The 16,776-nt window shown below is 64.7% G+C and carries 14 protein-coding genes; 4 read left to right on the top strand and 10 right to left on the bottom strand.

Translation table 11 applies throughout. The annotated features are described in order from the left end of the window. Position 1: 1 nt before the first annotated feature. Entirely contained in the window at positions 2-1,189 is a 1,188-nt protein-coding gene (locus tag C8J98_RS16020; protein WP_107914188.1) for a heparan-alpha-glucosaminide N-acetyltransferase domain-containing protein, read from the bottom strand. 316 nt (positions 1,190-1,505) lie between these two features. On the opposite strand from C8J98_RS16020, the gene pgaA reads away from it, so the two are divergent. Genes pgaA through pgaD form a run of 4 tightly spaced genes read left to right on the top strand, consistent with a single transcriptional unit; the run spans position 1,506 to position 7,100 of the window. Then, positions 1,506-3,533, top strand: a complete 2,028-nt coding sequence (pgaA, locus tag C8J98_RS16015) for a poly-beta-1,6 N-acetyl-D-glucosamine export porin PgaA (RefSeq protein WP_158272739.1) — start codon at positions 1,506-1,508, stop codon at positions 3,531-3,533. Positions 3,534-3,538: 5 nt separating this feature from the next. Beyond that, complete coding sequence (gene pgaB / locus C8J98_RS16010; RefSeq protein WP_199229937.1) at positions 3,539-5,413, top strand: poly-beta-1,6-N-acetyl-D-glucosamine N-deacetylase PgaB; 1,875 nt, start codon at positions 3,539-3,541, stop codon at positions 5,411-5,413. Continuing rightward, positions 5,410-6,660, top strand: a complete 1,251-nt coding sequence (gene pgaC, locus C8J98_RS16005) for a poly-beta-1,6-N-acetyl-D-glucosamine synthase (RefSeq protein WP_107914185.1) — start codon at positions 5,410-5,412, stop codon at positions 6,658-6,660. The genes pgaB and pgaC overlap by 4 nt, the downstream gene beginning before the upstream one ends. Further along, positions 6,657-7,100: a poly-beta-1,6-N-acetyl-D-glucosamine biosynthesis protein PgaD gene (gene pgaD, locus C8J98_RS16000; protein WP_107914184.1), complete on the top strand. Its 444-nt coding sequence runs from the start codon at positions 6,657-6,659 to the stop codon at positions 7,098-7,100. Before pgaC ends, pgaD begins: the two co-directional genes overlap by 4 nt. Positions 7,101-7,342: 242 nt before the next feature. On the opposite strand, the gene egtB is transcribed toward pgaD, so the two are convergent. The 9 genes from egtB to C8J98_RS15955 form a co-directional block, all read right to left on the bottom strand. Further along, positions 7,343-9,535, bottom strand: coding sequence for an ergothioneine biosynthesis protein EgtB (gene egtB, locus C8J98_RS22570; RefSeq protein ID WP_107914183.1), 2,193 nt, complete (start codon positions 9,533-9,535; stop codon positions 7,343-7,345). A gap of 25 nt (positions 9,536-9,560) precedes the next feature. Continuing rightward, positions 9,561-9,938 (bottom strand): DUF427 domain-containing protein, encoded by a 378-nt coding sequence (locus tag C8J98_RS15990; protein ID WP_107914182.1) that lies wholly within the window; start codon positions 9,936-9,938, stop codon positions 9,561-9,563. Between the two features lie 168 nt (positions 9,939-10,106). Further along, entirely contained in the window at positions 10,107-11,189 is a 1,083-nt protein-coding gene (locus C8J98_RS15985; protein ID WP_107914181.1) for a cyclopropane-fatty-acyl-phospholipid synthase family protein, read from the bottom strand. Then, on the bottom strand, positions 11,186-11,974 hold the full coding sequence (locus C8J98_RS15980) for a DUF1295 domain-containing protein (RefSeq protein WP_107914180.1): 789 nt from the start codon (positions 11,972-11,974) through the stop codon (positions 11,186-11,188). Before C8J98_RS15980 ends, C8J98_RS15985 begins: the two co-directional genes overlap by 4 nt. Continuing rightward, on the bottom strand, positions 11,971-12,507 hold the full coding sequence (locus tag C8J98_RS15975) for a DUF2878 domain-containing protein (protein WP_107914179.1): 537 nt from the start codon (positions 12,505-12,507) through the stop codon (positions 11,971-11,973). The genes C8J98_RS15980 and C8J98_RS15975 overlap by 4 nt, the downstream gene beginning before the upstream one ends. Further along, positions 12,504-13,757, bottom strand: coding sequence for a cyclopropane-fatty-acyl-phospholipid synthase family protein (locus tag C8J98_RS15970; protein WP_107914178.1), 1,254 nt, complete (start codon positions 13,755-13,757; stop codon positions 12,504-12,506). The genes C8J98_RS15975 and C8J98_RS15970 overlap by 4 nt, the downstream gene beginning before the upstream one ends. Continuing rightward, positions 13,754-14,518 (bottom strand): DUF1365 domain-containing protein, encoded by a 765-nt coding sequence (locus C8J98_RS15965; protein ID WP_107914177.1) that lies wholly within the window; start codon positions 14,516-14,518, stop codon positions 13,754-13,756. Before C8J98_RS15965 ends, C8J98_RS15970 begins: the two co-directional genes overlap by 4 nt. Continuing rightward, on the bottom strand, positions 14,515-15,789 hold the full coding sequence (locus C8J98_RS15960) for an FAD-dependent oxidoreductase (protein ID WP_199229936.1): 1,275 nt from the start codon (positions 15,787-15,789) through the stop codon (positions 14,515-14,517). Before C8J98_RS15960 ends, C8J98_RS15965 begins: the two co-directional genes overlap by 4 nt. Continuing rightward, positions 15,783-16,742 carry an acyl-CoA desaturase gene (locus tag C8J98_RS15955; RefSeq protein WP_107914175.1) on the bottom strand — a complete coding sequence of 320 codons (960 nt, stop codon included), beginning with the start codon at positions 16,740-16,742 and terminating at the stop codon, positions 15,783-15,785. The genes C8J98_RS15960 and C8J98_RS15955 overlap by 7 nt, the downstream gene beginning before the upstream one ends. Between the last annotated feature and the right edge of the window lie 34 nt (positions 16,743-16,776).

Raw genomic sequence — 16,776 nt, 5'->3', positions numbered from 1 at the left:
GTCACAAATAGCTCAACCACCACTTCTTATGCGTGGCCCGGTATCGCGCATAAGCAGTGGCGATGGGATACAGCACCACGAGCACCGCCAGCCACACGGCGTACGTACCCCAGAGTGACAAACCCCACCCATCGGCACGAAGCCGCGACGGATCGCTCAACGTGCCGATGAAGTGCCTGGCCGGCACGCCGTAGAACTGCGCGATGACCACTGCGAAGGTGTGCGCAAGATAGATGTGCAACAGGTACGAGAGCATCGGCGTACGGCCGAACGCCAGGAACGGCTTGAGCAACCACGCCGGCGCGCGACCCAACGCGAGCCCCAGCAGTGTCGAAATACCCAGCGTAACGAGCACGTAGTCGAGCGAAGGTGGGTACTTCGCTACCGACATGATCGCGAGCGGCGTCAGCTCGTGATCGGCCGGAACCGTCCACGGCCTTGGATCGCCATAGAGGTTCGGCAGGCGCAACACGAAGAAGAGCAGCAGCATGGCAATCGCCATTAACGCAAGCGTACGGGTCCGCCGTGAGGACTCGAGCAGATAGACCCCGCCGATACCGTAACCCACGCACATCAGGCCGAACCACGGCAGCACCGGATACGCAATGAAACCGAACGGCAGCGGACCGGGTTGCATGAGCAGCTGCCACGGCAGGCCCCAGGCACCCAGGGTGGCGGCGTCGACACCATCGAACAGGTTATGGCCGGCAACCAATACGATGCCCAGGGCAAGCACCCCACGGCGCGGCAGGTGCACCGCGGCGGACATCAGCACCATGCTCAGGCCGATCGCATAAATCACTTGCAGGAAGATTGCCGGACGGAAGTCGAAGCCAAAATCGACCACGGTGACTTCGAGGACGATCAGCCAGAGACCGCGGGTGAGCAGGAATCGCGAGAGCGCCCATCCCGTCTTGCCACGATTGGCCTGCAGGAAGATAGATACGCCCGACAGCATGACGAACGTCGGTGCGCACAGATGAGTCACCCAACGGGTGAGGAACAGCGCGACCGAGGTCTTGTCCAGGTCCAGAGGATCGAACAGGAAGGCCTGCTGGTTGACGAAGTCACGCGTGTGGTCAAGGACCATGAGCGCGATGACCAGCCCGCGCAGGGCGTCGATGAAGTCCAGGCGCGGCAGGGGCGCCGTCGAGGCCACGGCTGCGTTAGAAGCATGCGGTTCCACCATCGCCGGTCACCTCGGGATTCAGACCCAACCCGCCCGTTGTAGCGCCTTCCGCTCCCGACGTGAATCGGAGGAATGGCATAGACCGCGATGCCCGCTGCATCCAGAACCGCTGCCGGCCCGTATCAGTGAGCTGAACGCGAAGCGTCGGGCCCAGGGCGTGAAGGTGTCGCGTTGACATAGCTGGCACGGGGCTTGCCTTTACTATTCCACGCTTCTTTTTAGCCGCCGTTGCCGGGAATGGACATACCGCGCGGCTGATACGGGTCATGTTGTGGGGATGGGATCGACTTTGATGATTTTTCGGCGGGACATCCGCATGCCACGCGCGAGGCTGTGCCTGGCGCTGCTTCTGGCTCTGCACGGGGCCGTGACATGGGCTGCGGCACCGCCTGAGCGCGATGCGCTCATGACCAGGGTTCGCCAGGAGCGAGAACAGGGGCACCGGGTAGACGCCCTGGCGCATTGCCAGGCGATCCTCGATCGCTGGCCCGACGACCGCGAAGCACAGGCGCTCAACGTCACTTTGTTGACGGAACTGGGCGCCACGACCCGCGCCATGGAACTGGCGGTGACGCTGCATCCGCCGCAAAGCCAGGTCGACCGGTCGCGTCTGGAGGCCGACCATGTCGCTCGGGAAACCCGCTGGGCGGTGGGCGAACCGGCAGATCCGCGCACGCCGTACGCCGAAGCGGATCGCGCCGCCACCGATGCGCGGCGCCTTGCCGACGATCCCCTGCTTCCCGCGGATATGCGCCAGCGGGCACAGTTCGACCTCATCGTCGCGCTGGACCAGGCAGGCCTCATGGATGAAGCGGTGCAGCGTTACGATGCCCTGCGCAAGCAGGGCGTCACCCTGCCCGCGTATGCGGAGCGCAACGCCGCGGATGCCCTCCTCGCCAAGCGTCGTCCCGCGGAAGCTGCGCAGGTTTACGAAGACAGCATCGCAAAGGAGCCAGGCCCTTACGACGCCGCCGATCTCGACCCGCGTATCGGCCTCATGTACGCCTATCTGGAGTCGGGCCAGACGAGCAAGGCGATCACCATGATCGACACCCTCGCGGCCAAGGAACAGCCCTGGGTTCACGTGCCCGGTATTCGCCTGCCGATCCAGAATCCCCGGAAATTCGATGCCGAGTCCGCCGCGATCTCGGCGCGCAGCATCGTGGATATGCAGGCTGACGCTTATGCGCGCATCGTCCCGTTGAGCCGCGAGGCACCGGCTGATTCGGATATCCGCCGCCAACTTGGCATGGTGGAGTTGGCGCGCGGCTGGCCGCGTCGCGCCCAGGAAGACCTCGCCATCGCCGATACCTTGAATCCCCGGGACGTCGATTCCTATCTCGATGCGGCGGACACCCAGCGTGCGCTCCACGATTACGAAGGCATCGATGAAAACCTCGCCCAGGCACGGGTCCTGGGCAACCGTACCGATCGCGTGGGCCGCGCCGTGCAGTCGTGGGATCGCGAGCGAGGCTGGCAGTTCGATATCAGCCAGGAAAACGGCAAGGGTTCCAGCCCCGACTATGGCGACCGCGACAGCGCCACCCTGGCGACCATCGAAAGCCCGCTGATCGACGATCACTGGCGCGTCGTCGCGCTGGGCCGCTATTCCACCGCCGACCTGCCCGAAGGCGACGTCCGCCGGACACGGTTCGGCTTCGGTGTTCGTGGCTACGCGCGTGGCCTCGAAGCCTATGTACAGGCGCTGCCCGCCGCGGACAGGTACGTGGGCAAGACCGCTCTGGAAGCCGGCGTAAACTGGGCCATAAGCGACCACTGGGCGATTGCCACCGACTTCAGCACGGCCGGGGAAGACACGCCGTTGCGCGCTCAGTATTACGGTATCTCGGCAAAGACCCTCGAAACCGCCGTGACGTGGCGGGCGAGTGAGCTCACGCATGCGCGACTGGGCGTGGCCCGCGACAACTTCAGCGACGGCAACAAGCGCACGAGCTGGCTGGCCGCCTTCACCCAGCGCGTGTACACCGCGCCCAACCTCGCGCTCGACGGTGGCGTGGAAGTGGGCGGCTCGATGAACACGCAGACCGACCGCCCCTACTTCAATCCTCGCCGCGACAACAGCTACGCGCTCACTGGCCGTCTGCAGAACCTGCTCGGCCAGTTCTATGAGCGCCAGGTCACCCAGCGCGTGGATGTCGCCGTCGGTGAGTACGACGAACAAGGCTACGCCACCGACTGGATGGCCAGCGTGCGCTACGGCCAGATCTTCCAGCCACGCGCAGGCATCCGCCTGGGCTGGGGCATCGGCTGGCACAACCAACCCTACGATGGCCGCCGCGAACATCGCGTCGTCCTCGATCTGACCCTGCACTGGGGAGAATGAGAGTCATGCGTCCGCTGTTGTTCCTGCTAGCCCTGCTCGGGGTGACGCTTCCCCTATTCGCACAGACCGCGATCCCCACGCGACCCTCGCTGATCGTGCTCGCCTATCACGATGTCCGCGACGATGTCGGCCTTCAGGCCGACCGCGATCCGGATGCCACCAGCACCGATCACCTGATCTCGCACTTCGACTGGCTTAAGGCCAACGGCTACCACATCGTCAGCCTGCAGCAGGTCGTCGATGCCAGCCACGGCGGAGCCGCGCTTCCGCCAAACGCCGTGCTGCTCACGTTCGACGATGGCCTGGAGAGCTTCTACACCCGCGCCTATCCCCTGCTGCGCGCTTACAACTATCCCGCCGTGGCCGCCATCGTCGGTTCCTGGATGGACATGCCCGCCGGCAAGCGCATGCCATACAATGGCTCGGACTGCGATCGCGACTGCTTCCTCACCTGGGACCAGGTGACCGAGATGCACAAGGGCGGGCTGGTGGAATTCGCCTCACACTCCTGGGGCATGCACGAAGGGACCAACGCCAATCCGCAAGGCAACCTGTTGCCGGCTGCCGCGTCGTTGCATTACGACGACAAGGCGCACGCGTATGAAGACGAAGCGCAGTACCGCGCCCGCGTCGGCGCCGACCTCCAGCACAGCGCCGACGAGATCGCCGAGCACACGGGCGTGCGTCCGCGCGCCGTCGCGTGGCCCTATGGTGCTTACACACGGGTCGGCCGCGAAGTCGCGGCAGCCCACGGCATGCCGGTGACCTTTAGCCTGGGCGACCGGCTGCCCACCCTCGAGGTCGGCAAGACCATTCCACGCTTGCTGGTCAGCGGCAACATCACCGCGAACCGGCTCGGCTGGCTGATGCGCCACCTGGACCGTGTCGAACCCACGCGCGCCGTGCAGGTGGACCTCGATTACGTGTACGACCCGGATCCGGCCCAGCAGGACCGCAACCTCTCGAAACTTCTCGACCGCATCAAGCGCCTGCACCCGAGCCAGGTCTGGCTGCAGGCCTATGCGGATCCCGATGGCGACGGTGTCGCCGACGCGGTGTACTTCCCGAATCGTCACCTGCCGATGCGCGCGGACCTGTTCTCACGCGTGTCGTGGCAGCTGCGCACGCGCGCCGGCGTGCGCGTGTACGCATGGATGCCCGTGCTCGCCTTCCGTTTCCCGGACGGCAAGGACCTGCCCTCCCTGGCCGGCGAACCCAAGCCCGGTGGCGATCACTATCGCCTGGCGCCCTACGACCCGAAGGTGCGCAGCCTGATCGGCGACGTCTACGAGGATCTCGCCATGCACGCCGACGCGGCTGGCGTGTTGTTCTCCGACGATGCCTATATCCGCGACACCGACAACCTGGGTCCATGGGCGAAAAACACACCGGCGCAGAACACCCAGGCACTGATCGACTTCACGCTGGAGCTCTCGCAACGTATGCAGAAGTGGCGCCCGCAGCTGCGCACCGCGCGCAACCTGTACGCCCGGCCCATCCTGCAGCCAAATGCGGAAGCCTGGACAGCGCAGAGCCTGCCTGCCTTCATCAAGGCCTATGACATGACAGCCGTGATGGCGATGCCGCAGCTGGACCAGCAGTCAGACCGTCTCGGCTGGTACAAGCACCTTGCCGCGCAGGTGGCCACGATTCCGAACGGCTTCGAGCGGACGTTGTTCGAGTTCGCCACGCAGGATTGGCGCACCCACAAGCCGATCGAAGACCGGGAGCTCGGCCTGCGCATGCGCACGATGCAGGCCGAAGGTGCGTGGCATATCGGTTACTACCCGGACGACTTCCTGCACGATCGTCCGAACCTGGAAGCCATCCGGCCTTATATTTCGGCATCCGACTATCCCTATCCGGAGCCCACCCGATGAACGGCGGATGGCTCCACGTACTGCTGGAATTCGCGTTCTTCTATCCACTGGTGATGTCGCTCATCTGGATGACCGGCGGGGTGATCTATTTCATGCGCTGGGAGCGCAACGAGCCACTGCGCGTAAAGCCTCCCGAATTGCCGGAATACCCGATGGTCACCCTCGTGGTGCCCTGCCACAACGAGGGCGAGCAAGTCCGAGAGACCATCGCGCACCTCGCCTCGCAGCAGTACCCGAACTTCGAGATCATCGCGATCAACGATGGTTCGATCGACGACACCGGCGCCCAGCTTGACCAGTTGCTCGAGCAGTACCCAAAGCTGCGGGTGATCCACATGTCGAGCAACCAGGGCAAGGCGATGGGCCTGCGTGCCGCCGCGCTGGCGTCCAACGCCGACTTCCTGGTCTGCGTCGACGGCGACGCCCTGCTCGACGACTACGCCACGCACTGGCTGCTGTCACACATGCTGGATAGCCCGCGTGTGGCCGCGGTCACCGGCAACCCGCGCATACGCAACCGTTCCACCCTGCTGGGCAAACTGCAGGTGGGCGAGTTCTCCTCGATCATCGGCCTGATTAAGCGTGCCCAGCGCGTCTACGGGCGCATCTTCACGGTGTCCGGAGTGATTGCGGGCTTCCGCAAGAGCGCCCTGCACGATGTCGGTTACTGGAACACCGACATGGTCACCGAGGATATCGACATCAGCTGGCGGCTGCAGATGCGTCACTGGGAAATCCGCTACGAGCCGAATGCGCTGTGCTGGATCCTGATGCCCGAAACACTCCGCGGCCTGTGGAAGCAGCGTCTGCGCTGGGCCCAGGGCGGCTCGGAGGTGTTGCTGCGTTATACGAAGCAGTTGTTCAAGTGGCGCCAGCGACGCATGTGGCCGGTGGCGCTCGAATACGTCACGAGCCTGGTCTGGTCGTACACCATGGCCGTCATCGTCACGCTGTGGGTACTCGGGCATTTCATCGATTTGCCGCGTTCGCTGTATATCGAAACACTGCTTCCGCAGTGGCACGGCGTGGTGCTCGGTGCGATCTGCCTGCTGCAGTTCCTGATCAGCCTGCTGGTCGATCGCCGCTATGAAACGCGCATCGGCCGGAACTACTACTGGATGATCTGGTACCCGCTGGTGTACTGGATCCTCAACACGGCCACCTCCATTGTCGCGATGCCCAAGGCACTGATGAAGCGCAAGGGCACGCGTGCGGTGTGGGTCAGCCCGGACCGGGGACTGCGATGAAAGCCGAAGCCATCCTGATCCAGCGACCCGAACGTCAGTCGTCGGTGCAGAAAGCGATGTTCAGCGTCGTCACCATCATCGCCTGGATGTTCTGGGCGTTTCTCTGGCTACCGCTGATTACCCTGGGCGCCTGGGCCTTCGGGGTGCGCAGCGCCTGGTTGCAGCTATATGTGCTGGAACCGTCACACAAGGAAGGCGACCTCAACGTCGTGCTGATTGCCGCAATCGTCTGTGCGCTGATTTTCAGCGCCTGGGCCGGCTATAACCGTGCACGGTTCGCCGGCAGGCAGAAGCGGCGCGGCAACCATCCGGTGGGCGTGGAAGCCACGGCCCGTGTGATCGGCGCGAGCACCGAGGATGCCGTGAACATCCAGGCCCATCGCCGCGCCGTGGTCAGTGTGAGCGACGCCGGCTACATGACCGTCGACGACGTCCGCTAAGCTCTTGTAGGAGCCGGCTATGCCGGCGATGGGGACCGAGGCAGCCTGGCTATCGCCGCTGAAGCGGCTCCCACATGGGGCTCTTGTAGGAGCCGGCTATGCCGGCGATGGCGTCGCCGCAACCTGGCTTTCGCCGCTGAAGCGGCTCCCACATGGGGCTCTTGTAGGAGCCGGCTATGCCGGCGATGGGGGCCGAGGCAACCTGGCTTTCGCCGCTGAAGCGGCTCCTACACGGAGCGCGCTTATACGACGAGGGCGAAGACGCCGAAGGCGGGATCTGGCGAAATCCACTCCCGGTCTACCCGCCACCCGCCTGCCCCGGCCAGATGCGCAAACGACGCGCTCGTGAACTTGTGCGAGTTCTCGGTGTGGATAGACTCGCCGACGGCGAAACGGAACGTCTGCCCCGCCACCGTGACCTGCTGCGCTACCCGACTCACCAGATGCATCTCGATGCGCTCGAGCTCCGCGTTCCATACCGCGCGATGCTCGAAAGCCTGCGGGTCGAAGTCGCCGCCCAGTTCCCGGTTGATCCGCACCAGCACGTTGCGATTGAAGGCGGCGGTCACGCCCTCGGCATCGTCGTAAGCAGCGATGAGCGTATCGACCGACTTGACCTGATCGGCACCGACGATGAAGTGCGCCGCGGCACCGAGCCGCTCGCGTACCGAACGCAACAACGCGATCGCTTCTTCGGGAACGAAGTTACCGATCGTGGAACCCGGGAAGAATGCCACGATCGGCCGGCCTGCAAGGGCCTCGGGCACGTCGATCGCGCGGGTGAAATCGCCCACCACGGGATGCACGGCCAGCCCGGGATACGCGGAGCGCAACCGGTCCACCGCGCCGTTGAGAGCATCGACGCTGATATCCACCGGTACGTAAGCCGAGATCTGCGGCGCCGCATCCAGGAGCACACGCGTCTTGTCGCTCGCGCCGCTGCCCAGTTCGAGCAGCACGGCACCGTCGGGAATGGTTGCCGCCAGCGCAGGTGCGATGTCATGCAACAAAGCCGTTTCCGTACGCGTGGGATAATACTCCGGCGTGACGCAAATGGCTTCGAACAAGGCCGATCCGGCGGCATCGTAGAAGTACTTCGGTGAGAACGCCTTCGGCGACGCGGACAAACCAGCCAGCGTGTCGCGCAGGAAGGTCAGGCGATCGTCATCGGGCGAGCTGCCTACATCCCTCGCCAGACGCAAGCCGGAGAACATCCAGCGCTGCCCCGGGCGGTAGAAGTTGCGGTACGAAGGGCGAACATGATGCGGCGGCGTGACGCTGGCGCCACCACGCAGCACCATCTGCCCGATCATGAATTTGCCGTTGTATTCACCGACGGCATCGTCGGTGGCACGGAAGCCGGGATACGGCGAATAGGCACTCGCCGTCCACTGCCAGGCCACGTCGTCGACCTGGTCCAGGTCGTTGCGCGTGCGCACGGCATGTTCCCACTCGGCTTCGGTCGGCAGACGTGCGCCGGCCCAGCGTGCGAAAGCCTCGGCCTCGTAATAGCTGACATGGGTCACGGCGGCATCCGGGTCGACCGGCTTCCAGCCACCCGGCGTCATGTGCGACCAGACGTCGTCCTCGCGCCGCCAGTACAGCGGCGCCTCCCAGCCTTCCTCCTGCCGCTGGGCCCAGCCGTCGGAGAGCCACAGGTCCGCGCGGCGATAGCCGCCCAGCGCCATGAAGGCCAGCCATTGACCGTTGGTCACGAGCCGGTCCGACATTTCGAACGGTTCCAGCCACGCCGTATGCCGCGGGCCTTCGTTGTCGAAGGCGAAGCGCTCGTCCACGGCACCGATACGCACCGGCCCGCCACCGATACGACGGAAGCGTCCGCTCGGGCCAGGTGCCGGCGCGGGCCACGCCGCATCGATGGCCGGTTTGAGCGGGGACTGCGCGAACAGGTGTTGCATGTCCATCACCAGCAGTTCCTGGTGCTGCTCCTCATGCGCGAAGCCCAGGCGCAACAACGCCTCCAGTTCCGCCGAGGGCCATTCGCCCAGGAAGGCACGCATGTGCGAGTCCACGTGATGGCGATAGGCGATCACCTGAGCCACGGAGGGACGCGTGAGCAAGCCACGCAACGGTCGCGGATGCCGCGGACCGACGGCCTCGTAGTAGGAATTGAAGAGGTAACCGAAGTCGGCATCGAACACCTCGTAACCCGGTACGTTGGGCCCGAGCACGAAGGTCTCGAAAAACCAGGTGGTATGCGCGAGGTGCCATTTCGCAGGGCTGGCGTCCGGCATGGACTGGACGACCATGTCTTCGGCGTCGAGCGAGGCGACCAGCGCTTCGGTGCGCGCACGAACGGCATTATAGCGGGCGAGGAGCGATTCGTCGGCGTTACATCGGATCGCCGCCGTGCCTTCGCTGGAACGAAGGCCGGCGGCGCCAGGCGCCCAGGTGGTATCGACGATAGCTTGCATGTGTCAGGTTCCCTGCGCTGGCGGGTCAGGCCGGCGTGTGCTCGATGCTGACCCGGTCGGGGTAAAAGGCGAGATGTTCGCGAATCGACGTCACCGCGTCGTAAGGCGTCTCATAGGTCCAGATGGCGTTGATCGCCTTCTCGGTGTTTCCCGGCAAACTGAAATACGACGCCTCACCCTTGTATGGGCAGTACGAGTGGTGCTCGGTCTTCGTCAGCGCGGCCATGTCGGCGTCGGCGCGGGGAATGTAGAACACCGCCGGGTACGTGGACTCCTGCAGGGTCAACGCGTTGCGGGTATCGGCGATCACGCGGTCGCCGTCACGCACGACCACGCGGCCGCCAGAGGGGATAACGGTGATCGGGTGGTCCGGGCCGGGAATACGAACAGGGCGCGAGGACATGGCTCTCTCCTTCAGGCAGGTGTGGTGCAAGCCACACATCGTGCGACCACCGGTCGTCGTTTCCAAGGCGACAATCCGGAATAGGTGACATTACCTGCAGGCAAAGCTGGCCGGATTGGACGTTTGTGACCGCCTTGTCTTAACCCCGCATGCCGCGCAGGCCGCGCCCTAGCGCGGTTTGACGAAGCGGTAGTGGGCCACGAGCCATTCCTGCCCGTCTGCGTAACCGAACAACCCGGCACAGGCCATCCAGAACATCCGCCAGCGCTGGAACCAGAGCCCCGCCGCGTCGCCGTACGTCCCCTTCAGCACTTTCATGATTTCCTCACGGGCCAGATCCTGGTTCGCCAGCCAGTGATTGGCCGTGCGCTGATAGTGCGTGCCGTCCACATGCCAGCGGCGCTCGATGGTCAGGTCGTTCTGGAACCAGAGCAGGGTATCCGAGGCCGGCATCAGGCCGCCGGTGAAGAAATGCTGGCCCATCCAGTCGTCCTTGCCTTCTGTCTCGAACGGGTACATCAGGGTCCGGTGGGCAAAAATATGGACGAAGAGCTTGCCGCCCGGGCGCAACCACAGGCTAATGCGCGAGAGGAGGGTTTCGTAGTTGCGCATGTGCTCGAACATCTCCACCGATACGCAGCGGTCGAACTGGCTGGCACCCAGTTCGAGCGTGTTCGCATCCGCGGTGATCACGTTGACATTGTGGATGCCACGCGCCGTGCAACTGGCCTCGATGTGGCGACGCTGGCTACCCGAATTGGAGACGGCCGTGATGCGCGAACGCGGATAGCGCTGGGCCATCCACAAGGTGAGCGAGCCCCACCCGCAGCCCAGCTCGAGAATCGACTGGTCGTCGGCCAGCTCGGCACGTGCGCCGTAAAGCGACAGCATCGCCTCCTCTGCATCGGCCAGCGACTCGGCTCCAGTTGTGTAGTAGCAACCCGAATACTTCAGACGCGGGCCAAGGCACAGTTCGAAGAAGCGTGCCGGCAGCTCGTAGTGCTGGCCGTTCGCGGCGTCCGTGTGAATGGCGACCTCGCTCTGCTTCAGCCCTTCGATGCGCTTCTGATACCGAGCCGCCACGGCCGCGAGTCCGCCGGCCTCCTCGTCCGCAAGCCGTTTGGCGCACAGCCGTCGAATACCGGCACGCAGCAGGATATCGGGGACAAGCCCACGCTCCGCGAGGCCGAGCAAGCCGGACGCGGCGCGATCTTCACGGGCATATGCAGCGGGACGGACGGCGGTGTTCATGCGTTATCGCTCTCATGTTTCGGAAACCACGGAAAGAACATCGGGGTGTCGCGTTGGTAGCGACGGTATTCGTCGCCGCGCGAGCGCAACGCTTGCGTCTCGGTGTAAGGCACGCCACTGACGAAGCGCAGGAACAGGAACATCACCACCGGACCGCTCCAGGCCAGCCACCACAGCGGCGAACCGATCGCCAGTACCACGTAGGCGAACCAGTGCAACCACTCGAAGAAGTAATTCGGGTGGCGCGAGTAACGCCACAGCCCGGCGCGGCACGTTTTACCCTGGTTAGCGGGGGCGGCGCGAAAGTCGGCCAGTTGTCGATCCGCGATGGATTCACCGCCGACGCTGACAAGCCAGATCACGACGGCCGCCACGATGGCGGAGAACGATGCGTTCGGATTCGCAGCCACTGCCAGAAATGGCACGGCGAAAACACCGACGAGGAAAGCCTGGAACTGGAAGAAACCGAAGAACTTTGTCTGGCTGCCGCGCCAGTGTTCGCGAAGGGCGCGATAGCGGCCGTCTTCCGCTTCACCGGCCACGCGACGCCACAGGTGCCATGCCAGGCGAACACCCCAAAGGCCACCGAGTATCGCCACCGCGAAACGCGTCCCCAGCGCACCTGAGCCGATCAAGCCCGCCAGCACCGCCGCACCGCCGACACCGGTCGACCAGAGCACATCGACGATGCCTGCGTTCTTCTTGCGCCGTTGCCAGGCCCATCCCGCCGTCATCAACCAGGCGGCGGCCAGCCAGATCACCAGCAAGGTGTTCGTCGTGCTCATGCCGTCGCCCTCGTCATGGACCACCGATGGGTCAGCGCCGCGAGCAAGGGCATCGCCACGCCCCAGCCGATGCCAAGCAAAGCGAGCGCCTGCCATTCCGGGGCGCGAAACGTCAGCGCTTCCCAGCCGTGCGCGGCTCCCGCATACGCGAGCGGGCCACCGATGCCGCCGAGCACCACGGCGAGCAAGGGGCGCGTACCCAGGGCTCGCAATGGTCCGCCCAGCGTCAACGAGAAACAGGCCCAGAGACAGAGAATCCACAAGGGCGCGCCGCCGGTCGGCAGCGCCGGTGCGGCCGCCGCGTAGTCGGCCAGATGCAGGCCATGCACGAGACCGTCGATGACGACGCCGCACAGGACGGCGATCACCAGCACCTGCAAGGCGGCCCGACGATGCGGCAAAACCCCGAGCTGCCAGCCCACGAACAGCACCGCGGCGATCACCCCCGGCCACGGCTCGCCACGACCAGCGAAGACCACCGCGACGAACCAGACCACTTCATAGCCAATGAAACTGGCCCACGCAGCCATCATCCCGTCGTACTCCCGTGCAGCGGCTTCTCCATCAACAGGTGCGACACCCCGATCGATCGTTCGCGGAAACCGCCCTCGCAATACGCCATGTAGAACTCCCACGAACGGATGAAGCGCTCGTCAAAGCCCTGCTCCCGCACCTGCCCCAGGCCGGCGAGGAACCGCTCGCGCCATGCTTCGAGCGTGCGCGCATATGAGAGTCCGAAGTCGTGAAGACGAATCAGCGCGAGGTCCGTGACGCGTGTCTTCGCCGCAAGCATCGCGTGGATCGACGGAATGAAGCTGCCCGGGAAGACGTGGCGCTTGATGAAGTCGACCGAGGCCAGCGCCTGGGCATAACGGTGGTCTTCGATGGTGATCGCCTGCACCAGCGCCCTGCCCCCTGGCCGCAGCAGGCTGCCGAGCTTGGCGAAATACACGTCGAGGTAGCTTGCACCGATGGCCTCGATCATCTCGATCGACACCAGCTTGTCGTAGGTGCCGGTCAGGTCGCGATAGTCCTCGAGCAACAGGCTGACGCGATCACCTATGCCGGCTTCCTCCACATGCATGGCGGCAAGCGCGTGCTGTTCACGGGAGATGGTCGTGGTGGTCACGTGGCAGCCGTAGTACCGGGCGGCATGCACCGCGAATCCGCCCCAGCCGGTGCCGATCTCGATCACCCGGTCACCGGGTTTCAGGTCCAGCCACTGGCAGACACGGTCGAGCTTGCGCGTCGAGGCCATTTCCAGCGTGTCGTCGTCACCTTCCCAGAAAGCCGACGAATACATCAGGTCCGGCGAGAGGAAGAGACCGAAGAAATCGTTGCCCAGGTCGTAATGAGCGGCAATGTTGCGACGGCTGCCTTCACGCGTGTTCCGGCGCAGCGCATGCCAGCTCTTCATGGCAAGACCGCCGAGCCTCGCCAGTCCCGATTCCATGCTGTCGAGGCGATCGCGGTTACGCACCAGCAGACGAATCAGTCCAACCAGATCGTCACAGCGCCAAAGCCCATCCATGAAGGCCTCGCCCGCACCGACGCTGCCATTGGCGGCGACCGCCCGGTAGAACGCAAGGTCGTCCACCCGCACATGCACGACCAGGTCCGTTGGAATGTCCATCGACTGGCCCAGCGTGACACGTCCCAATGGATCGTCGATCACCAGGCGGCCGTGACGCATCCCTTCCATCCGCGCCAGCAACAGGCGGCGGAGAAAGCGCAGGCCTCGCGAGGCCGGCACAGCGTCTTCGTTGCGAACGATGGCGTTCATGGGTTTCTCGTCGGGTGGTCGTGAATGGGGTTGCGCTTGAGCCAGAGCCGAAGCGCTTCGAAATGAATCGATCCGACGACCTTCGCCGTCATCAACGGGTAGCGCCATAGGACACGCGCCAGCGAGGCACCGGTGAGCTCGCGGCGGTGAAGCGACAGGTGCGCGTCGAACTCACGCACGCCCTCGCGGAGCACGTCCATGTGCACGCGGAGCTGCTTATCCGGACAGGTGAAGCGCCATCGATACGCGCGATCCATGGGCATGAACGGCGACACGTGGAAGGCTTTGGGGAAGGATGCGTCGATGACATGCCCTTCGGCACTGTCGTCCACGCGAAGCACATAACTATGTCGTTCACGCCACGGCGTGTTGGTGATCTCGGCGACCACGCAGTCGAGCGTGATGCCATCCGCTTTGAAGCAGTAATAGAACGTCACCGGATTGAACACGACACCCGCGTAGCGCAGGTGCGTGAGCACGCGTACGGGGCCGACCGGCCGATAGCCAAGCGAAGCTTTCACGCGTTCGCGAACAGCCTCGACTAACGGCAGGTCCGGCGCACCGAGGTAGTCGGCTCGCCGGAACTCGGCAAAGCTGCGCCCCTTCGCCGACCACAGCCAACGATCAGCGAAGACCTGGTCAATCTCGTCCAGGTCCAGATAGAGCTGGGCCATGCGGTAGCTGAAAGCGTGCTCGCGCGGCGCGTGACGATGATGCGTCACGATGCCTTCGTAGACGGCGCTGGCGAAGCGATCGCTCATGCCAACGCCGGCGTACGCGTGGCCACGACGCCCTCGAAGTCTCGTGCCAGTTCGACAGCGCTGCGCATGCCGTCCTCATGGAATCCCCAGCCCCAGTACGCCCCGGCGAACCACACGCGGCGACGCCCCTGGATCTCGGTCTTGCGCATCTGCGCGGCGACGGATTCGCGCGTGTACACCGGGTGCTCGTAACTCATGCGGCGAAGGACCCGCCGCGGGTCGATGGCGTGGCTGCGGTTGAGGGTGACGACGAAGGGATCGGGCGAGGTGAATCCCTGCAGCAGGTTCATGCAGTAACTGACCGTGCAGGCATCGCCAGGATCGGCTGGAATGAATGCGTTCCATGCCGCCCATGCCTTACGCGAACGTGGCAGCAAGGACGCGTCGGTATGCAGCACGGTGTCATTGGTCTGGTACGTCATCGCGCCGAGAATGGAGCGTTCGGCTGCGTCGGCATCGGTCAGCAGTGCCAGGGACTGGTCACTGTGGCAGGCGAGCACCACGTCGTCGAAAGGCTCGGTACCAGCGTGCGTGACCACATCCACGGTGTCGTGATGACGCCGCACCGCGACGACCGGCGTGTTCAGGCGTTCGTGCACCGACCAACGGGCGCGCATCGCATCGATGTAGTGGCGCGACCCACCGCTTACCACGCGCCATTCCGGTCGACCGGACAGGCTGAGCATCTGGTGGTTGGCCATGAACTGCACGAGGTAGCGCGCGGGGAAGCCGAGCACCGCGGTCGGCGGCGACGACCAGAGCGCCGAGGCCATCGGCACGAGGTGCTCGTCGCGAAATGCCGCGCCATAGCCGCCATGCGCCAGGTATTCGCCGAGGGTGGAATCCTGGCTTGCCTCGTCCAGCAAGGCCGGGGCCTCGCGGTAGAAGCGCATCAGGTCGCGAATCATGCCCAGGAAACGTGGCGACAGCAGGTTACGGCGCTGGCAGAACAGCGTGTCCAGGGTGGCCGCGTTGTATTCGAGGCCGCTGGCCTGGTTGCGTACCGAGAAGCTCATGGTGGTCGGCTGGGTCGCCACGCCGAGTTCATCGAACAAGGCCGACAGCAACGGGTAATGCGCACGGTTGTGCACGATGAATCCCGTGTCGACCGTGTACTGGCGGCCGTCGAGATGGATATCGTGCGTATGCGTATGCCCACCGGGATAGTCGTTGGCTTCGAACAGGGTTACTGCGTGCCTTCGCGACAGCAACCAGGCAGAAGCGAGCCCGGCGATGCCCGAACCGATGACGGCAACGCGCATGCTCAGCACCTCGCCCTGGCCGCGACCCAGGCCGGAATCGGCTTGAGGTCATGCACCAGACCCAGCCACGACATCAGGCGGAGGCCGTACCAGGTCACGTCGATTTCCCACCAGCGGAAGCCCTGCCGCACGGTTCCGGGGAAGAAGTGATGGTTGTTATGCCAACCTTCGCCGAAGGTCAGCAGCGCAAGCCAGACGTTATTGCGGCTATCGTCGTTCGTGTCGAATCGACGGCGGCCGAAACGGTGTGCCAGCGAATTGATCGTCACGGTGGCGTGGAACAGCACGGTGGTGGAAATGAAGAAGCCCCACACCAGCATCTGCCAGCCCGTCGTGCCAAGGCCCGGCGCCGCATGCTGGAGAAGCTTGCCCAGGCCGAACAAGGCCACCGCCAGCAGCACCGGGATGGCCGTATCGTAACGATCCAGCCAACGCAGCTCTGGATACTTGGCCAGGTCCGGCACACGCTCGACCTCGGTGCGGAAGCCATTCGGGGTGAGGAACCAGCCCACGTGACTCCAGAGGAAGCCATGGACGCCCGGCGAATGCGGATCGAGCGGCGTGTCGGTATGCCGGTGATGATGACGATGATGCGCGGCCCACCACAGGGGTCCACGCTGCACGCAGCTCGCGCCGATCACGGCAAAGAAGAACTGCACCGCACGAGAGGTACGGAACGTGCGGTGCGAAAAGTAGCGGTGGTAGAAAGCCGTCAGGGCAAACATCCTCACCGCATAGAGCGTCACCGTGACTCCGATCGCCACCGGCGACACGCCGGTCCAGAACGCGCCGATGCATGCCAGGTGCATGGCGACGAAGGGCGAGGCCCGGAGCCAGTCGACACGGTCGCCCTTCGCGTCGTCGGCCGGCGCGGCGGTGGAGGTGTCGAACCACCGGCGTACGGTACCGACGCGAAGTGCCCCCGGCGGTGTATCGGACGAGGCATTGGGGCGGACGTTCATGCGGACTCCCGTGGCGTTCCCTTACCTATACGGG

The organism is Luteibacter sp. OK325, assembly GCF_003050935.1.
In the GTDB taxonomy this organism is placed as follows: Bacteria; Pseudomonadota; Gammaproteobacteria; order Xanthomonadales; family Rhodanobacteraceae; genus Luteibacter.
The sequence above is the reverse complement of the archived record's forward strand: the minus strand, read 5'-3'. Positions and strand labels throughout refer to the sequence as shown.

Coding starts and splice junctions, on each gene's coding strand:
- C8J98_RS16020 (WP_107914188.1), bottom strand. CDS start 1,189: ATGGTGGAACCGCATGCTTCTAACGCAGCCGTGGCCTCGACGGCGCCC.
- pgaA (WP_158272739.1), top strand. CDS start 1,506: ATGCCACGCGCGAGGCTGTGCCTGGCGCTGCTTCTGGCTCTGCACGGG.
- pgaB (WP_199229937.1), top strand. CDS start 3,539: ATGCGTCCGCTGTTGTTCCTGCTAGCCCTGCTCGGGGTGACGCTTCCC.
- pgaC (WP_107914185.1), top strand. CDS start 5,410: ATGAACGGCGGATGGCTCCACGTACTGCTGGAATTCGCGTTCTTCTAT.
- pgaD (WP_107914184.1), top strand. CDS start 6,657: ATGAAAGCCGAAGCCATCCTGATCCAGCGACCCGAACGTCAGTCGTCG.
- egtB (WP_107914183.1), bottom strand. CDS start 9,535: ATGCAAGCTATCGTCGATACCACCTGGGCGCCTGGCGCCGCCGGCCTT.
- C8J98_RS15990 (WP_107914182.1), bottom strand. CDS start 9,938: ATGTCCTCGCGCCCTGTTCGTATTCCCGGCCCGGACCACCCGATCACC.
- C8J98_RS15985 (WP_107914181.1), bottom strand. CDS start 11,189: ATGAACACCGCCGTCCGTCCCGCTGCATATGCCCGTGAAGATCGCGCC.
- C8J98_RS15980 (WP_107914180.1), bottom strand. CDS start 11,974: ATGAGCACGACGAACACCTTGCTGGTGATCTGGCTGGCCGCCGCCTGG.
- C8J98_RS15975 (WP_107914179.1), bottom strand. CDS start 12,507: ATGATGGCTGCGTGGGCCAGTTTCATTGGCTATGAAGTGGTCTGGTTC.
- C8J98_RS15970 (WP_107914178.1), bottom strand. CDS start 13,757: ATGAACGCCATCGTTCGCAACGAAGACGCTGTGCCGGCCTCGCGAGGC.
- C8J98_RS15965 (WP_107914177.1), bottom strand. CDS start 14,518: ATGAGCGATCGCTTCGCCAGCGCCGTCTACGAAGGCATCGTGACGCAT.
- C8J98_RS15955 (WP_107914175.1), bottom strand. CDS start 16,742: ATGAACGTCCGCCCCAATGCCTCGTCCGATACACCGCCGGGGGCACTT.